Source organism: Atlantibacter sp. RC6, from assembly GCF_014193285.1.
Classification (GTDB): domain Bacteria; phylum Pseudomonadota; class Gammaproteobacteria; order Enterobacterales; family Enterobacteriaceae; genus Atlantibacter.
Window position 1 is genome coordinate 188,963 of the sequence record NZ_JACHZE010000003.1, and the last position, 17,471, is coordinate 206,433.

The window sequence follows — 17,471 nt, forward strand, 5'->3', positions numbered from 1 at the left end:
GAAGGGTTTTAAGCTGCGTTGCAGTCTGTTGCAGAAGATCGGGAAGCTGTCGCGCAGGGTTGATTATTAAGCGAAAAAAACCGACGCATGGCGCGTCGGTTATGGCAGAGTGCGGTTAAATCGCGACAGGCGCTTTAATGCCAGGATGCGGGTCGTAACCGTCGATTTCAAAATCCTCGAAGCGGTAATCAAACAGCGAATCCGGCTTACGTTTGATAATCAGCTTCGGCAGCGCGCGCGGTTCACGCGTAAGTTGCAGATGCGTTTGTTCGAGGTGGTTGCTGTACAGGTGCGTATCACCGCCCGTCCAGACGAAATCGCCCACGTCCAAATCGCACTGCTGCGCGATCATGTGCACCAGCAAGGCATAGCTGGCGATATTAAACGGCAAACCAAGGAACACATCGCATGAACGCTGATAAAGCTGGCAGGAAAGTTTACCCTCCGCCACGTAGAACTGGAAAAACGCGTGACAAGGCGCCAGCGCCATTTTATCCAGTTCCCCGACGTTCCAGGCGGAGACAATAATGCGCCGCGAGTCCGGATCGTTTTTCAACTGGTTCAATACAGTGGTGATCTGATCGATATGACGGCCATCCGGCGTTGGCCACGCGCGCCACTGCTTGCCGTATACCGGCCCCAGGTTGCCATTTTCGTCGGCCCATTCATCCCAAATGGAGACGTTATTCTCGTGCAGGTACGCGACGTTGGTATCGCCTTTCAAAAACCACAGCAGTTCATGAATGATGGAGCGCAGATGGCAACGCTTGGTGGTCACCAGCGGGAAACCGTCCTGGAGGTTAAAACGCATCTGGTGGCCGAAAATAGACAGCGTACCCGTTCCGGTGCGATCGTTTTTTTGAGCGCCCTCGTCGAGGACCTTTTTCATCAATTCAAGATATTGTTTCATGGTTCGTTACGATACCTGTTGCTGCGGGCGGCGGCGATAAGCCCAAACCATCATCGCGATACCTGCGACGATCATCGGGATAGAAAGGATCTGGCCCATACTGATGTACTGCACCCAGGCGCCGGTAAACTGCGCATCTGGCTGGCGGAAAAATTCAACAATGATACGAAACGCACCGTAGCCAATCAGGAACAGGCCGGAGACAGCCCCCATCGGACGCGGTTTGCGTATAAACACGTTGAGGATAATAAACAGCACAATACCCTCCAGCACCATCTCATACAGTTGAGAAGGGTGACGCGGCAGAACGCCGTAGGTATTGAAAATCGACTGCCACTCCGGATGGGTGGCAAGCAGCGCGATATCTTCACCGCGCGAGCCCGGGAACAGCATCGCGAACGGGAAACTTGGGTCAACGCGGCCCCATAATTCGCCGTTGATGAAGTTGCCTAAACGGCCTGCGCCCAGACCAAACGGGATCAGTGGCGCAATAAAATCGGCAACCTGGAAGAAGGTGCGTTTGGTACGGCGCGCAAACCAAATCATCACGCAGATTACGCCGATAAGCCCGCCGTGGAAGGACATCCCACCATCCCAGACTTTGAACAGATACAGCGGGTTATCGAGAAACAGCGGCATATTGTAAAACAGCACATAGCCAATACGGCCGCCGAGGAATACCCCAAGAAAACCGGCGTATAACAGGTTTTCGACTTCGTTTTTAGTCCAGCCGCTGCCGGGACGGTTGGCGCGGCGGATCGCCAGCCACATGGCAAACACAAATCCGACCAGGTACATCATGCCGTACCAGTGGAGGGAAAGCGGCCCTACGGAAAAGATTACCGGATCGATATCGGGAAAATGCAGATACCCACTGTTCATAGTCATCATAACTCGTTGTTAATGCCGCTAAATTCAGGATGCGGGCTCAATGATGCACCCGGTAAGGGGCGCTCCCAAAGCAGCGAAGCATAGCATAAACGCCGGGCGGCTTGCCGTTGGGTTGATGTAAAAGATATGTAAGAAGCAGTATTACAGACCGCCGCGTATCAGGCCGCCCATGCCCCGGCGCTCCATAAATGCCGCCACCTGATGACGCACTTCTGTCGCTAACTGCGCATCAAGGCTACGTCTGGCAAGGGTTTGCGCCTCTTCCTGGGTAATATGGCGCAGCAGATATTTCACCCGCGCTACCGAACGGCCGTTCATGGAAAGATGACGGAAGCCTAAACCCACCAACAACGCCACGCACATAGGGTCGCCCGCCATTTCACCGCACAGACAGAGATCAATGCAATAACGCTGCGCTTCGCTGGCAATCATGCTCAGCGCCCGCAACATAGCGGGATGCAGGCTGTCATACAGGTTTGCGACACGGGTATTGTTGCGATCTACCGCCAGCAGGTATTGCGTCAGGTCGTTGGTGCCGACGGAGATAAAATCGATGCGGTTGGTCAAATGCGGCAGCATAAAGACCATGGACGGCACTTCCACCATCACGCCGAGGCGCGGACGCGGAATGGCATAGCCCAGCATCTCTTCAACTTCGCGGCCCGCGCGATCAATCAGGCGGCGCGCTTCATCCACTTCGTCAATGCTGGTGACCATCGGCAGCAGAATATTAAGGTTGCCGGTGGCGGCATTGGCGCGCAGCATCGCCCTTACCTGCACCAAAAATATTTCCGGCTGGTCGAGGGTTATGCGAATGCCGCGCCAGCCCAGACACGGGTTTTCTTCGCTGATGGGCATGTAAGGCAGTTGCTTGTCCGCGCCGATATCCAGGGTGCGCAGCGTGACCGGCTTATCGTTGAACATCTGCAACATGCCCTGATACTGTGCGACCTGCTCCTCTTCTGAGGGGAAGCCGCTTTGCAGCATAAAGGGAATTTCAGTGCGATAAAGCCCGATGCCGTCAATCCGGCTGCCGAGTTTTTCTTCGTGCTCCGGGCTTAACCCGGCATTAAGCATAATCTGGACGCGTTCACCGCTTTTCAGCGCGGCGGGTTGGTCAACGTCGTCTTCCGCCAGGCGGCTAAGTTCGTTCTCTTCGCTGACTAACCGCTGGTATTCCTGCAACAATACCGGTTCAGGATCGACCAACAGCTCGCCGCGATAGCCGTCCACCACCAGCATACGGGCATGCAGCACGGCAGGCTGGATATCCGCCCCCATTACGGTCGGAATACCCAGCGCACGTACCATAATGGCGGCATGGGAGTTAGCCGCGCCATCACGCACCACCACGCCCGCCAAACGATCCTGGGGAAGTTCGGCAAGCGTAGTGGCGGAGAGTTCATCAGCGACCAGAATAAAGCGTTCCGGCCAGGTATTCGGCCCCTGAATGGTATCGTCGAGGTGAAACAGCAGCCGCTGCCCCAGCGCGCGCAAATCGCCGGCGCGCTCTTTCAGGTAATTATCGCTTAGCGCGGCGAACTGCTCGGCAAATTTCTCGATAACTTTTTTGACAGCCCACTCCGCCACCGAACCTTTGGTGACTTCTTCGAACAGTTCCCGGCGCAGCCTGGGGTCAGAGAGCAAGTGTGAGTAAAGATCGAAAATCGCCGCCGTTTCTTTTTGCGCGCTGGCGGCATAGCGCTTGCTGTAGCGCCGGAACTCGCCGGAGGCTTCTTCGAGGGCGAAAGTCAGACGCTCACGTTCCATGCCAGGATCCAGCGTTGACGCTTCTGACACCTGCTCGATTAACGGAACGGTGGAGTCCATCCAGCCAGGCGCTACGGCAACGCCTGGCGCGGCGGCGAGCGCGCGAATACGGGTCTGGCGGTACTGGCCAAACAGCGCGGTTAGCTGGGTCTGGGAAAGGATCGCCGCCATTTGGGTGGCGAGCGTCACCAGGAAAGATTCTTCGCTTTCATCATACTGGCGCAGCTCGCGCTGCTGAACCACCAGTACGCCAAGCAGCTGGCGGCGCTGAATGATCGGCACGCCGAGAAAAGCGCGGAAGCGCTCTTCTTTCACAGCCGGAACATATTTAAAGCTGGGATGTTTTTGCGCGTCTGCCAGGTTGATCGGCTCAGCAAGCCGCCCGACAAGGCCGACGATGCCTTCGTCAAAAGCCAGCGTGACCGTACGGCCGCGCGGCTTTTTCAGCCCCCGTGTTGCCATCAGGTAGTAGCAGCGACGATCGTTATCCGCCAGGTAGACAGAACACACCTCGGTGTCCATTGCCAGGCAAACGTCATTCACCAGGATATTCAGCGCTTCATTCAATCGCGGCGCGCTGGCTACCTTTTCAACTATTTCTCGCAACTGGGTCAGCATAGGCGTGTGGCTTAACCTCTTTTTCGTCGATAAGCAGGCGCGTGATGGCGCACTGGCGCTGCTTCCTGCAAGGCCATAACTACGCTGGCAAACTCTTTCATGACTCGACGATACACATCGCGTTTAAAGGAGACTACCTGACGCACCGGATACCAATAACTAACCCAACGCCACCCGTCAAACTCAGGTGTACTGCTGGTCTGCATATTGATATCGGAATCATTGCTTATCAATTGCAGAAGAAACCATTTTTGCTTCTGGCCGATACAAACCGGCTTTGTGTCCCAACGCACCAAACGTTTCGGTAATTTATAACGCAACCAGTTTCGGGTTGTAGCGAGGATCCTGACGTCTTTTCGCTGTAATCCGACCTCTTCGAAAAGTTCACGGTACATGGCCTGCTCTGCCGATTCGCCGGGGTTAATGCCCCCCTGCGGAAATTGCCAGGAGTGTTGGCCGAAGCGTCTCGCCCACATGACCTGTCCCTGACGATTACAAATTACGATACCAACATTTGGGCGGTAGCCATCATCATCGATCACCGGACTACCTCGATAAAAAACAAAATATCATCGATTGTTTCACACTCCTGAAAAACGGTAAACCACTATCCTGACGGGGCACAAAGGTATAACAATTGAATAACTCACAAAAAAAGTCGAGGTTATAAACAGACTGCGGCCATTAAGCGGTGTTTTATTCACTTTTTCTGTGGATATCGCTGTGAAGAAGTACGGAATTTCCTAAGGAAAACTCCGGATAACCTTTTGTATGCTGTCGCGGGCTCGTCACGCATCATTAAATTTATCATAGACTTAACGTTGAAATTCTTGTGGTAGCTTTTCATTGCGTGATCTACGTCACAAGGTAGATCCTTATTATGTTTAAAGATCGAACAACGTCGTTTTTATCCACAGTTTATGCCCCTTACTTAAGTGTTAATTGTTCAAAAACTCGATATTGCTCGCACGTCAAGCCTGTAAATGGAAACAGTATTAAGCAGTTTTACCAGTTATCCCATTTTTCTGTGGATAACATGGTGTAAGATCCTGTTCATTGTCAGTGACCTAATTTGGAAAACCCGCGAAAGGCAGTCATTTTCACCCGTGAATAAGCCTTATTTCATCTTCTAAATCATTAGGTTAATATCGATGAGCTGAAAGTTTTTCCCGCTGTGTATAAGCGGCTTCGATGCAGTACATTTTTTAACCAAGGGAAGTTTTATGATCGCTCCACTGTCGGGTCCGCCAGAAAATGAGAGCCAGTTATTAAGCCAGGCGCAGGCGCTGGCAGGCTATACGCTGAGCGAACTGGCTGCGCTGGCGAGCATACCCATTCCAAAGGATTTACGTCGCGATAAAGGCTGGATTGGCGTGTTGCTGGAACGCTGGCTGGGCGCAACGGCGGGCAGTAAACCCGAGCAGGACTTCGCGGCACTGGGCGTAGAGCTTAAAACCATCCCCATTGACCGCTATGGACGCCCGCTGGAAACCACCTTCGTCTGCGTGGCGCCGCTGACCGGCAACAGTGGCGTGGTATGGGAAACCAGCCACGTACGCCATAAGCTGAAACGCGTGCTGTGGGTACCGGTAGAAGGCGAACGCAGCCTGCCGCTGGCAGAGCGGCGCGTTGGATCTCCGCTGCTGTGGAGCCCTTCCCCCGAGGAAGAAGAACAGCTGCGTCTCGACTGGGAAGAGTTAATGGATTTAATTGTGCTGGGCCAGGTGGAGCGCATTACCGCCCGGCATGGCGAAGTGTTGCAGCTTCGGCCCAAAGCGGCGAACAGCAAAGCATTAACGGACGCGATTGGGATCAACGGCGAGCCGATTTTGACGTTGCCGCGCGGCTTTTATCTGAAGAAAAATTTCACCGCTGCGTTGCTGGCGCGTCATTTTTTATTGTAATCGCCCCGCCAGAACAGGTTTTTTGCGTCACGCCATCCAACCGGATTATGTATATCTGTTACCCGGCCTCAACTTTAGTTGCAGTTTTTAAGACTTACCTGCTGTTTTCCTCCACTTTTTCCCGCTATTACTAACGGGACATCACACCAATTCATACGAGGCGCATAACAATGAAGAAATGGGCTGTAGCAATTTCTGCTGTCGGTTTGGCATTCGCCGTATCAGGGTGTAGCAGCGATTACGTCATGGCGACCAAAGATGGCCGGATGATCCTGACGGAAGGAAAACCGCAGGTGGATAACGACACCGGACTGGTCAGTTATCGCGATATCCAGGGCAATGAAATGCAGATTAACCGCAACGAGGTTTCTCAAATCATTGAACGTTGAAGTTAAAAAGGTCAGTTAGCGCTGGCCTTCGTTTTTTTACCCTACGCTCTTCCCCTTTTGTTTCCCCTCTGCCATGTTTATATCCCCCATAACCACAATAAAAGGTAAGCGGCTATGCAATATCACCGTATTCCCCACAGCTCGCTGGAAGTCAGCACCCTGGGGCTGGGAACCATGACGTTTGGTGAACAAAATAGTGAAGCCGACGCCTGGGAACAGCTCGATTACGCCGTCAGCCAGGGCATTAATTTAATCGATGTGGCAGAGATGTATCCGGTGCCGCCGCGCCCGGAAACCCAGGGTCTCACGGAAACCTATGTGGGCAACTGGCTCAATAAACGCGGTTTGCGCGACAAGCTGGTTCTCGCGACTAAAGTCAGTGGGCCGCCGCGCGCCGGCGATGCGGGCATCCGCCCCGATCAGGCGCTGGATCGCAAAAATATCCGTAACGCGCTGGATGCCAGCCTGAAGCGCCTTCAGACCGATTATATCGATTTATACCAGGTTCACTGGCCGCAGCGCGCCACCAACTGCTTCGGCAAGCTGGGCTACAGCTGGAGCGACAGCGCGCCGGCGATCACGATACTGGAAACGCTTGAAGCGTTAACTGAATTTCAGCGCGCCGGGAAGATCCGTTATATCGGTGTCTCTAACGAAACGCCCTGGGGCGTGATGCGCTATCTGCATCTGGCGGAAAAACACGATCTGCCGCGTATCGTCACTATCCAGAACCCCTACAGCCTGCTGAACCGCAGCTTTGAAGTGGGTCTGGCGGAAGTAAGCCAGTATGAAGGCATTGAACTGCTGGCTTACTCCTGCCTCGGGTTCGGCACCCTGACCGGTAAATACCTGAACGGCGCGAAACCGGCTGGCGCGCGCAATACGTTGTTCAGCCGCTTTACCCGTTACAGCAGTGAACAGGCGCAGCATGCCGTGGCGGCCTATGTCGAGATTGCGAAGCGCCATAACCTGGACCCGGCGCAGATGGCGCTGGCTTTTGTACGCCAGCAGCGTTTTGTCGCCAGCACTCTGCTGGGCGCAACCACAATGGACCAGTTGAAAGCCAACGTCGGGAGCCTGAACGTGACGCTGAATGAGGCGGTGTTGGCTGAGTTAGAAGCGGTTCATCAACGCTATACCTACCCTTCGCCGTAAAAATTAAGGGGCGGATATCCGCCCCTTGCATTATGCTTTCTGACGCCGCTGCCAGAGCCACAGCCCGGCGATCGCCACCGCAAACAGCACGCCAAAACCGATACCGATACCCACGACCGGCACGCCGATTTTCACTGTCAGCGAGTACAGGCCGAGCATTAGCAGCATGGCGCTGTTTTCGCCCAGGTTTTGCACCGCAATCGCATTGCCTGCGCCGACCGAACGCTTTCCACGGTCCTGAAGCAATGCATTAAGGGGCACCACGAAAAAGCCGCCGAAAATCCCCAGCAGCATCAGCAGCACATAGGCAGGTAGCTGCGTTTGTTGAACCGCGAACGCGACAACCGCCACGCCGATTAAGATCCCGGCAGGCATACAGCGGGATACCGTTTCCAGCGTAACCAGTTTCGCCGCCGCGCCAGCCCCTACCACGATCCCGATAGCGACCATAGCGTTGAGATAGGTTGGCGTGGCGTTATCGGTAATGCCCAGCGCCACCGGCACCCACAGCACCAGCAAAAAGCGCAGCGTCACGCCCGCCCCCCAAAATAAACTGGTGCCCACCAGCGTGAAGCGGGTTTCGCCGTTGTTCCACAACTGCCGACAGGCGGCAAAGAACTGCCGGACCATGGTGAAAAGATTCCAGGATTGCCCTGGACGCGCCGCTGCCAGTTTTGGGATATACAGGTTCGCCACTACCGCGCCCGCATAAAACAGCGCACACACCCCAAGTGCTGCGCCGATATGCCAGTCCGCCAGAACGCCGCCTGCTACCGACCCCATCAGGATCGCCGCAATGGTGGATGACTCCATCAGCCCGTTGGCTTTAACCAGTTTATCCCCGGTTGTGATTTCACCAAGGATGCCATATTTCGCGGGTGAATAGGCTGCCGCGCCAACGCCCACCAGGGTATAACCGATAAACGGATTGAAACCGGTGGCGATCACCAACGCGCCGATCAATTTCAGACTGTTCGCCACCATCATTACCCGGCCCTTGGCGAAGCTGTCGGCAAACTGCCCGACAAACGGCGCGAACAGGATATACGCCGCGACAAACACCATTTGCAGCACTGGCTGGCTCCAGTCCGGATAAAACTGCGCTTTCAGCACCGCCAAAGTGGCGAACAGCAAGGCGTTGTCAGCGAAGGCGGACAAGAACTGGGCGGCGATAACCGCCATCATTCCCCGCGAGCGCAACGACGTGTCGGCAATATCATGCATTTTGCTGTTCCTGTTCAACCATGCCTTTGAGGGTGACGAAGTCAGGTTTGCCGCTGCCCAATACCGGCAACTGTTTCAGAACGCGAATATCACGCGGCACTGCCAGCTCCGGTATACCGTGCGCACGGGCATATTGCTGTAAGGCATCGCGGGTTAATTCACCGTCGGTAGTAAACAGCACCAGCGCTTCGCCTTTGCTCGCATCCTGTTTTAACACGGTTGCATGAGGCTTTTCTGGCGAAACGCCGGTCGCCATCTGTTCAACCATCTCCAGCGAAACCATCTCCCCGGCGATTTTGGCAAAGCGTTTGGCCCGGCCCTGAATCTGGCAGAACCCTTGCTCGTCGAAGGCCACGATATCCCCGGTGTCGTACCAGCCGGGCTCCAGCTCGCCCTGGGCGTTTTCCGCCGCGGGCGCTTCCAGCACGCCAGGGTTTTCGACCCGCAGATAGCCTTTCATAATGTTCGGCCCTTTAAGTTGCAGCCGCCCGCCCTGTTCGATGCCGGGAACTTGAAGCAGACGCGCGTCCATACCCGGCAAGATGCGCCCCACGGTGTGAGGTTTTGCCGCCATCGGCACGTTAATCGATACCACCGGCGCGCACTCCGTCACGCCATAGCCTTCCAGAATGCGCAGGCCAAATTTGTCCTGCCAGATCTGCCGGGTGCTTTCCTGGAGCTTCTCCGCGCCCGCCACCACGTAGCGCACCCGGAAGAAATCATACGGGTTGGCGAATCGGGCATAGTTGCCGAGGAAGGTTGAAGTACCAAACAGCACCGTACAATTACGGTCATAAACCAGTTCCGGAACGATGCGGTAATGCAGCGGGCTTGGATAGAGGAACACTTCCGCCCCGGTCAACAACGGCGTAAACAGCCCGACAGTCAGGCCGAAAGAGTGGAACAGCGGCAATGCCGACATAAAACGGTCTTTGGCGGTAAAGTCGGCGATAGTACGGATCTGCTCGACGTTCGCCAGCAGGCTTTTATGGCTGTGCACCACGCCTTTCGGGTTGCCTTCTGAGCCAGAGGTAAATAACACCATCGCGGCGTCTTCCGGCTCCTGTTTCACCTGCGCCAGACGCGGCATTAATACGCGGGAAAAGATCCACAGTTTGTCCGCGCCGGTGACATCGCCTTTGAGATCTTCGAGGAAGACCCAGCGCACCTGGGTGAGCTGTTCCGGTAAGTGCCACAGCTTGCCTTTATCCAGGAACTGGCGTGAGGTAAATACCGTTTTAATTTGCGCGGCAGTGATGGCGCTGCTTAATCCTTTAACGCCAGCGGTGTAGTTCATCATCGCCGGGATGCGCCCGCGTACCGTCGCGCCGAGGATCACCGCCGCGCTGATGGCGGCGTTAGGCAGCATCAACCCGATGGTTTCACGCGGCGCGCTGTATTTATCCAGAATGCGCGCCACAAACAGCGTTTTGGTCAGTAATCCGCGATAGCTGTCAGGGTTGAAGTTAATATCTTCAATGCAATTTTTGCCTGCGCCGTAACGGTACTTTGCTGCCAGAAAAGCCTCGTACAGGGTCTCACGCGGGCGCACCGCCATGCGCGCTTCCATCATGATCTGATGCAGCATCTCACCGGCAATTTTGCGGCGTTCCCTGGCGCGCGGTGCCTGCGGCATTTCCAGCGTCGTAGGCGGCAGAATGTGAATCGTGATCGTGGGGAACAGACGCTGCCTGACCAGCCCTTTCAGGCGGCTGAAAAAGGTCAGCTCTGCGCCTTCGATACGAATCGGGACCACCGTTGCCTGGGATTTTGCCGCGACAAACCCCGCGCCCTCGTAGATTTTCATCAGTGAACCGGTCACCGTCAGGCGGCCTTCCGGGAAAATCACCACCGGCCTGCCCTGCTCTATCAGGCGCACCAGATATTTCACCGACATCGGTTTGGTCGGGTCCAGCGGAACAAAATCAATCAGCGATTTTAACCAGCGCATATACCATTGCTGGCTGATGGAGGTGTATACCGCAAATACCGGGCGGCCAGGCAAAAACAGCGCCAGCAAGATGCCGTCGATAAACGATACGTGATTAGGGGTGATCAGGACGCGGGGCGCGCTTAGCGAGCGCGTATCACCATAAAGCCTGACCCGGAACAGAATGCGACACAGCGCGCGAAAAAAACCGAAAAGCATCTCAACTCCCTTTGGGTTAGCAACGAACAATAGATATTTGCGGGCAGATTACACGAGATAACTCAGGTTGGCTAAGTGTAGCAGGAGCAAAAAAAAACCTGCGCATCTGCGCAGGTTGGTGCAAGTGTTCGAAGGGAATTCTCACCAATCAATACCTCTGGGTACATTAATTCTGGAACCCGCAACGCCGCTGCGCCATGGGAAATAAGCAAGGGAGATTGTTGAAGTGAAACCAGGTGTGTAAAAGCTCGCGGGGTGTAACAGGTTGGGAGAGGCAAAAAAAAACCTGCGCATCCGCGCAGGTTGGTGTAATTCAAGTGAGCAGCAAAGATGTTGCTAACTCCACCTATCAATACCTCTGGGACAACTACTGTATCAGCAGCGCAATTTGGCTCGCCAGCAGCCAATCGCAACAGCCTACAGCAAAGTGTAACTAAAGGTTTTAACAGACATTATTACTGCCGTTTCGGTTACAAATACCGGCGGCTTGCTTGTTTCGTCCCTGGCGAACCCGCCATGATTTTTCAGCGAATTTGCGACGCCGCCATCAGCGGCGGCCTTGTTTCTGCGCCTGTTTTCCGTAAGACTTAACGCTGTGTAAACGCTTACCCTCCAGGAAAAAGTCATTTATGGCGACGATTAAGGATGTAGCGCGGCTTGCAGGAGTGTCTGTCGCCACGGTCTCACGAGTTATCAATGCGTCACCGAAAGCCAGCGACGCCTCGCGGGCGGCGGTGCAAAGCGCCATGGAACAGCTTAACTACCACCCAAACGCCAATGCCCGGGCGCTGGCTCAGCAAACCACAGAAACCATCGGCCTGGTGGTGGGCGATGTTTCCGATCCCTTTTTCGGGGCGATGGTTAAGGCAGTGGAACAGGTAGCCTACCATACCGGCAATTTCCTGCTGATCGGCAACGGCTACCATAACGAGCAAAAAGAGCGCCAGGCTATTGAGCAGCTCATCCGCCATCGCTGCGCGTCACTGGTCGTGCACGCAAAAATGATCCCCGACAGTGAACTGATCCTGTTGATGAAACAGATCCCCGGTATGGTGTTGATCAACCGGATCGTACCCGGCTTCGAGAAACGTTGCGTCGCGCTGGACGATCGTTACGGCGCCTGGCTGGCGACCCGCCATCTGATCCAACAAGGCCACACCCGCATCGGCTACCTGTGTTCCACCCATGCGATTTCCGATGCTGAAGACCGCTTGCAGGGCTATTACGACGCCCTGAAAGAGCACGGTTTGCCCTGTAACGATCGTTTAGTGACGTTTGCCGAGCCTGATGAGAGCGGCGGCGAGCAGGCGATGACGGAACTGCTGGGCCGCGGCAAGCAGTTTACCGCCGTGGCGTGTTACAACGACTCGATGGCGGCAGGGGCGATGGGCGTGCTGAATGATAACGGCATTGACGTGCCGAAAGAGATTTCACTGATCGGTTTTGATGATGTGCTGATTTCACGCTATGTGCGCCCGCGCCTGACCACGGTGCGTTATCCCATCGTGACGATGGCGACCCAGGCGGCGGAGCTGGCGCTGGCGTTAGCGCAAAACCAGACGCCATCGGAAGTGACGCACCTGTTCAGCCCAACCCTGGTGCGCCGTCATTCCGTTGCGGCTCTGGCCGAAAGCTAGAGCGCCTTGTGATACAGATGAACGGTTTTATCCGGGTACTCCAGGCCATCGCCGATGTACTCCCAGCCAAACCGTTCATAATAATCCCGGCAGGCGGAATAGAGATACAGCGCATCAAATCCGGCCTGCTGCGCCGCGCCCATGACATGCTCCTGCATAATTCCGCCTAAGCCTTTACCCCGCGCCGCCTCATCAATGTACAACGCCGCCAGCCACGGCGTGAGATCCTGGCGGCTGATCAAATCGCAGCGCCACAACCCGACGGTGCCCAGTAGCTTGCCCTTGTCCAGGGCGATAAAAGTCAACGGTAAAGCGCCCGGCGTCTGGCTGTGATGAATGATATCGGCGAAAAAGGCGCGCGGTTGTTCCGGGCCAAATGCCTGCCACAGCCAGTCGATTACCCGGTCGGCATACTGTGGAAACTGATAAAGCGGAACGATTTGCACACCCTTTCCTCTGTTTGTGATTCGGCTGGCTTACAGCAATTCCAGCGCCAGCAGCTCTTCGATAGTCTGGCGACGGCGAATCAGTTTAGCCGCGCCGCTATCGAATAACACTTCCGGCAGCAGCGGTCGGCTGTTGTAGTTTGACGACATCGACGCGCCATAGGCCCCGGTATCATGAAATACCAGATAGTCGCCGGTCGTAACCGCAGGGAGCGCGCGGGTTTCCACTTTGCCGCCTTCCTGCTGGGTAAAGACATCGCCTGATTCGCACAGCGGCCCGGCAACCACGGTGTCAACGGTTTGCGCATCAGTCAGATCGCGACCGTCAGCGGCCAGTGCCGTAATGTGGTGATAGCTGCCGTACATGGCCGGACGCATTAAATCATTAAACCCGGCATCCACCAGCACAAAATGACGGGAACCCATGTTTTTCACGCTTCTTACCTGCGCCACCAGCACGCCAGCTTCCGCAACCAGGAAGCGGCCCGGCTCGATTTCCAGTTTTACCGCATGGCCGAGATGGCGGGCGATTTGCTCGCGGGCAGCGTTCCACAAACCAAAGTAGTGCGCGGTATCAATGGCTTCTTCACCTTCGCGATACGGGATAGACAGCCCGCCGCCAGCGGAGATGGCCTCCAGATCCTGACCAAACTCCACCACCTGACGCACCATCGCGCCGCATACCTGCTCAAGATGGCCGTAGTCCACGCCGGAACCGATATGCATATGAATGCCAACCAGTTTCAGGCCATGCTGCTGCATCACCGCCAGCGCCTGCGGCAGATCGCTATACCAGATGCCGTGCTTGCTGTTCTCGCCGCCGGTGTTGGTTTTCTGGCTGTGGCCGTGACCAAACCCGGGGTTGACGCGCAGCCAGACGCGGTGACCCGGCGACACGCTACCCAGTTGATCCAACATATCCACCGAACCGGCATTAACCGGGATCTGGAGATCACGCACTCGCTCAAGCGTCGCAGCGTCGATGACATCGGCAGTGAACACGATGTCATCCGGATGCTGTTTGGGATCGTAACCCGCCGCCAGCGCCCGCTCAATTTCGCCCAGCGATACGGAATCCACCTTCACGCCCTGCTCGCGCATCAAACGTAAAATATGGATGTTTGAGCAGGCTTTCTGTGCGAAACGCACCACGTCGAAGGCCTGAAGCTGGGCAATTTGACGACGAATAATCGACGCGTCGTAAACCCAGACCGGGCAGCCAAACTCGGCAGGCAGACGCAGTAAATTATCGGCATTGAGGTCGGTGTCGTGCTGGTGCAGTGAACGTGGCATAGCGGGCTCCTGAATTCGTTTCGCTTATTACGCCACAGCTGTTAATGAAGAAAAAATATCGATTTCTACAGAGTCTATGCAAAGATGATATGGATAACGTTTGTGATTATTAAGGATACCCGCAATGCCCGCCGTAACGTTGCGTCATATAGAAATTTTCCATGCGGTAATGACGGCTGGCAACGTCACCGAAGCTGCCGCACTGCTGCATACCTCGCAACCCACGGTGAGCCGAGAGCTGGCGCGCCTCGAAACGCTGACGGGCCTGCAACTGTTTGCCCGGAGCCGGGGGCGGCTGCATCCCACTGTGCAGGGGTTGCGATTGTTTGAGGAAGTCCAGCGTTCGTGGTACGGCCTGGACCGCATCGTCAGCGCAGCGGAAAGCCTGCGTCAGTTTCGCCAGGGTGAATTATCGATCGTCTGCCTGCCCGTGTTTTCCCAGTCGTTTTTACCGCTACTGGTGCAGCCGTTTCTGGCGCGCTATCCCGACGTCAGCCTGAATATCGTGCCGCAGGAATCGCCGCTGCTGGAGGAGTGGCTCTCCGCCCAGCGTCACGATCTTGGTCTCACTGAAACTCTCACCACGCCCGCCGGAACGGAGCGCATTCCGCTGTTAACGCTCAATGAAGTGTGCGTGTTGCCGCAAGGCCATCCGCTCGCGCAGAAAGATTTACTGACGCCCCAGGATTTCAATGGTGAGAATTACATCAGCCTGTCGCGTACCGACAGCTATCGCCAGTTACTGGACGCGCTATTTAGCGAGCACGACGTGAAACGCCGTATGGTGATGGAAACGCACAGCGCGGCGTCGGTCTGCGCGATGGTGCGCGCAGGCGCGGGGATATCTGTTGTTAACCCGCTTACCGCGCTGGACTATGCGGCAAGCGGCGTGGTGGTGCGGCGCTTCAGTATTGAGGTACCTTTTACTGTGAGCCTGATCCGCCCGGTACATCGCCCGGCGTCGGCACTGGTCGATGCGTTTTGCGAGCATCTCCAGCGTAACCAGAACCTCTATACCACGCCGCTTGAGGCGCTACTTACCCCTCGCTAAGCATAAAATTGACCGCATCTTCCGCATGCAGCGCGGCGGTATCGAACAACGGTAACGGAGACTGCTGCTGATTGAGCAGCAGGCCGATTTCAGTACAGCCAAAAATCACGCCCTGCGCGCCCTGCTCCGCCAGCCGGGTGATAACCTGTTGGTAGTAACGGCGGGATTGATCGCTAAATACGCCCAGGCACAGTTCCTCAAAAATAATCTGGTTGATGCGTTCGCGCTCGGCTTCATCCGGGATCAGCGTAGTAATAGCAAATTGCTCGGTTAACCTGCCGCGATAAAAATCCTGCTCCATGGTGTAGCGGGTGCCCAGCAGTGCGACTTTATCCATCCCGCTTTGCGTAATGGCGCGGCCTGTGGCGTCGGCGATATGCAGGAACGGCAGTGAACAGGCCGCTTCGATATGTCCGGCCACTTTGTGCATGGTATTGGTGCACAACACGATGGCATCAGCCCCGGCTTTTTGCAGGCCGCAGGCGGCGTCTGCCAACATATCTCCGGCTTTATCCCAGTCGCCGCTCGACTGGCAGGCTTCGATGTCGTGAAAATCGACGCTATGCAGCACCAGCTTTGCGGAGTGCAGCCCGCCGATCCGGGCTTTTACGCCTTCATTAATAAACCGATAATAGGGAATCGTCGATTCCCAGCTCATACCACCAATCAGACCCAGGGTTTTCATTTATCACCTCCGTAATTCACAAGGTATAACAAAACCGCCTGCTGGCGGGAAGCGATAAACATTTGTGATCGGCGGCGCAGTTCACAGCCACAACTTATATTTAAATGGACTCCTGATATAGAATATTTGAAACGTTGTTTCACTAATTAGAGGCAAGCTGATGTTTATTCCCCATAATGAAACCAAACTGGAAGATTTAGGCGGCGGCGTGACCCGCAGGATCCTGGCCCATAACGGCAGAATGATGGCAGTGGAAGTGAATTTTCAGGAAGGCGCAGTGGGCGCCATGCACAACCATCCGCATGAGCAGTTGACCTACGTGCTGTCCGGCGAATTTGAATTTACTATCGGTGATGAAACCCGTCGCGTCACGGCGGGCGATACGCTGTATAAAGAGCCGCATATTATGCACGGCTGCGTCTGTATTAAAGCGGGTACCCTGCTCGATACCTTTACGCCGATACGCGAAGATTTTCTTAAGTAAACATAACGCCACGCCGGGGAAACCCGGCATTTTTTTATCTCGTTCACAGCAAAAAGCCCGTCAGCGTTTCCACTGACGGGCTTTTTCGACGCTGGAGCGGATTAACGCGCCAACCAGCCGCCGTCTACTGCAACGGTGTAGCCGTTGATGTAGTCTGATGCGCTGGAAGCCAGGAAGACGATCGGCCCCTGCAGATCGCTCGGCAGCCCCCAACGGCCCGCCGGAATACGGTCCAGGATCTCTGCGCTGCGCTGTTCGTCAGCACGCAGTTGCTGGGTGTTGTTGGTGGCCATGTAGCCCGGCGCGATAGCGTTAACGTTGATGTTGTGCTTCGCCCACTCGTTAGCCATCAGGCGGGTGATACCCATTACGCCGCTCTTAGAGGCAGTGTAAGACGGTACGCGGATGCCGCCCTGGAAGGAGAGCATCGAGGCGATGTTGATAATTTTGCCGCCTTTACCCTGAGCGATAAACTGTTTGGCTACCGCCTGGGACATAAAGAACACGGATTTGATGTTCAGATTCATTACGTCATCCCAGTCGGTTTCGCTGAAGTTGATCGCATCTTCGCGACGGATCAGACCCGCGTTGTTGACCAGAATGTCGACATGGCCGAATTCTGCGACAGCGCGCTCCAGCAGTTCCGGGATCGCGTCGATCTTACGCAGATCGGCCGTCAGGCTCAGGAAACGACGGCCCAGCGCGGTGACGCCTTCGATCGTTTCAGTCGGTTCAACAATGTTGATGCCAACGATATCGCAACCCGCCTGCGCCAGACCCAGCGCCATACCCTGGCCTAAGCCGGTATCACAGCCAGTCACAATCGCAACTTTACCTTCGAGAGAGAATGAATCCAAAATCATGG

The 17,471-nt window shown here is 55.5% G+C and carries 17 protein-coding genes; 7 read left to right on the forward strand and 10 right to left on the reverse strand.

The annotated features are described in order from the left end of the window. Positions 1–115: 115 nt before the first annotated feature. From thyA to rppH, 4 genes are all read right to left on the reverse strand, one after another. On the reverse strand, positions 116–910 hold the full coding sequence (thyA, locus tag FHW74_RS08955; RefSeq protein ID WP_183170100.1) for a thymidylate synthase: 795 nt from the start codon (positions 908–910) through the stop codon (positions 116–118). A gap of 6 nt (positions 911–916) precedes the next feature. Next, the gene (lgt, locus tag FHW74_RS08960) at positions 917–1,792 is read right to left on the reverse strand and encodes a prolipoprotein diacylglyceryl transferase (RefSeq protein WP_183170368.1); all 876 of its coding nucleotides are present in this window, start codon (positions 1,790–1,792) and stop codon (positions 917–919) included. A gap of 150 nt (positions 1,793–1,942) precedes the next feature. Next, positions 1,943–4,189 carry a phosphoenolpyruvate--protein phosphotransferase gene (ptsP, locus tag FHW74_RS08965; protein WP_183170101.1) on the reverse strand — a complete coding sequence of 749 codons (2,247 nt, stop codon included), beginning with the start codon at positions 4,187–4,189 and terminating at the stop codon, positions 1,943–1,945. Positions 4,190–4,200: 11 nt separating this feature from the next. Next, positions 4,201–4,731: an RNA pyrophosphohydrolase gene (rppH, locus tag FHW74_RS08970; RefSeq protein WP_125295292.1), complete on the reverse strand. Its 531-nt coding sequence runs from the start codon at positions 4,729–4,731 to the stop codon at positions 4,201–4,203. A 441-nt stretch (positions 4,732–5,172) separates the two neighbouring features. Between rppH and FHW74_RS22845 the strand changes: the two genes are divergently transcribed. The 4 genes from FHW74_RS22845 (at position 5,173) to FHW74_RS08985 (ending at position 7,637) form a co-directional block, all read left to right on the forward strand. Further along, positions 5,173–5,322: a hypothetical protein gene (locus tag FHW74_RS22845; RefSeq protein WP_370527989.1), complete on the forward strand. Its 150-nt coding sequence runs from the start codon at positions 5,173–5,175 to the stop codon at positions 5,320–5,322. Between the two features lie 90 nt (positions 5,323–5,412). Beyond that, positions 5,413–6,093: a DNA mismatch repair endonuclease MutH gene (gene mutH / locus FHW74_RS08975; RefSeq protein WP_183170102.1), complete on the forward strand. Its 681-nt coding sequence runs from the start codon at positions 5,413–5,415 to the stop codon at positions 6,091–6,093. Positions 6,094–6,263: 170 nt separating this feature from the next. Further along, positions 6,264–6,482, forward strand: a complete 219-nt coding sequence (locus FHW74_RS08980; protein WP_183170103.1) for a YgdI/YgdR family lipoprotein — start codon at positions 6,264–6,266, stop codon at positions 6,480–6,482. A 114-nt stretch (positions 6,483–6,596) separates the two neighbouring features. Continuing rightward, positions 6,597–7,637 carry an NADP(H)-dependent aldo-keto reductase gene (locus tag FHW74_RS08985; protein ID WP_183170104.1) on the forward strand — a complete coding sequence of 347 codons (1,041 nt, stop codon included), beginning with the start codon at positions 6,597–6,599 and terminating at the stop codon, positions 7,635–7,637. A 30-nt stretch (positions 7,638–7,667) separates the two neighbouring features. Here the strand turns inward: FHW74_RS08985 and lplT are convergent, their stop codons facing one another. Both lplT and aas read right to left on the reverse strand, forming a co-directional pair. Further along, positions 7,668–8,861, reverse strand: a complete 1,194-nt coding sequence (gene lplT / locus FHW74_RS08990) for a lysophospholipid transporter LplT (protein ID WP_183170105.1) — start codon at positions 8,859–8,861, stop codon at positions 7,668–7,670. Beyond that, entirely contained in the window at positions 8,854–11,010 is a 2,157-nt protein-coding gene (aas, locus tag FHW74_RS08995; RefSeq protein WP_183170106.1) for a bifunctional acyl-ACP--phospholipid O-acyltransferase/long-chain-fatty-acid--ACP ligase, read from the reverse strand. The genes lplT and aas overlap by 8 nt, the downstream gene beginning before the upstream one ends. A gap of 629 nt (positions 11,011–11,639) precedes the next feature. On the opposite strand from aas, the gene galR reads away from it, so the two are divergent. Then, positions 11,640–12,647, forward strand: a complete 1,008-nt coding sequence (gene galR / locus FHW74_RS09000; protein WP_125295299.1) for an HTH-type transcriptional regulator GalR — start codon at positions 11,640–11,642, stop codon at positions 12,645–12,647. On the opposite strand, the gene FHW74_RS09005 is transcribed toward galR, so the two are convergent. Continuing rightward, the gene (locus FHW74_RS09005; protein ID WP_183170107.1) at positions 12,644–13,093 is read right to left on the reverse strand and encodes a GNAT family N-acetyltransferase; all 450 of its coding nucleotides are present in this window, start codon (positions 13,091–13,093) and stop codon (positions 12,644–12,646) included. The genes galR and FHW74_RS09005 overlap by 4 nt on opposite strands. A gap of 30 nt (positions 13,094–13,123) precedes the next feature. After that, positions 13,124–14,386, reverse strand: a complete 1,263-nt coding sequence (lysA, locus tag FHW74_RS09010) for a diaminopimelate decarboxylase (RefSeq protein WP_183170108.1) — start codon at positions 14,384–14,386, stop codon at positions 13,124–13,126. A 124-nt stretch (positions 14,387–14,510) separates the two neighbouring features. Here lysA and FHW74_RS09015 point away from each other — a divergent pair, with 124 nt between their 5' ends. Next, positions 14,511–15,437 (forward strand): LysR family transcriptional regulator, encoded by a 927-nt coding sequence (locus FHW74_RS09015; protein ID WP_183170109.1) that lies wholly within the window; start codon positions 14,511–14,513, stop codon positions 15,435–15,437. Here the strand turns inward: FHW74_RS09015 and FHW74_RS09020 are convergent. Further along, on the reverse strand, positions 15,424–16,122 hold the full coding sequence (locus FHW74_RS09020) for an aspartate/glutamate racemase (RefSeq protein WP_183170110.1): 699 nt from the start codon (positions 16,120–16,122) through the stop codon (positions 15,424–15,426). The genes FHW74_RS09015 and FHW74_RS09020 overlap by 14 nt on opposite strands. Positions 16,123–16,282: 160 nt before the next feature. Between FHW74_RS09020 and FHW74_RS09025 the strand changes: the two genes are divergently transcribed. Next, positions 16,283–16,606 (forward strand): cupin domain-containing protein, encoded by a 324-nt coding sequence (locus tag FHW74_RS09025; RefSeq protein WP_183170111.1) that lies wholly within the window; start codon positions 16,283–16,285, stop codon positions 16,604–16,606. A gap of 101 nt (positions 16,607–16,707) precedes the next feature. On the opposite strand, the gene kduD is transcribed toward FHW74_RS09025, so the two are convergent. Beyond that, positions 16,708–17,469 (reverse strand): 2-dehydro-3-deoxy-D-gluconate 5-dehydrogenase KduD, encoded by a 762-nt coding sequence (gene kduD / locus FHW74_RS09030; protein ID WP_043865925.1) that lies wholly within the window; start codon positions 17,467–17,469, stop codon positions 16,708–16,710. Between the last annotated feature and the right edge of the window lie 2 nt (positions 17,470–17,471).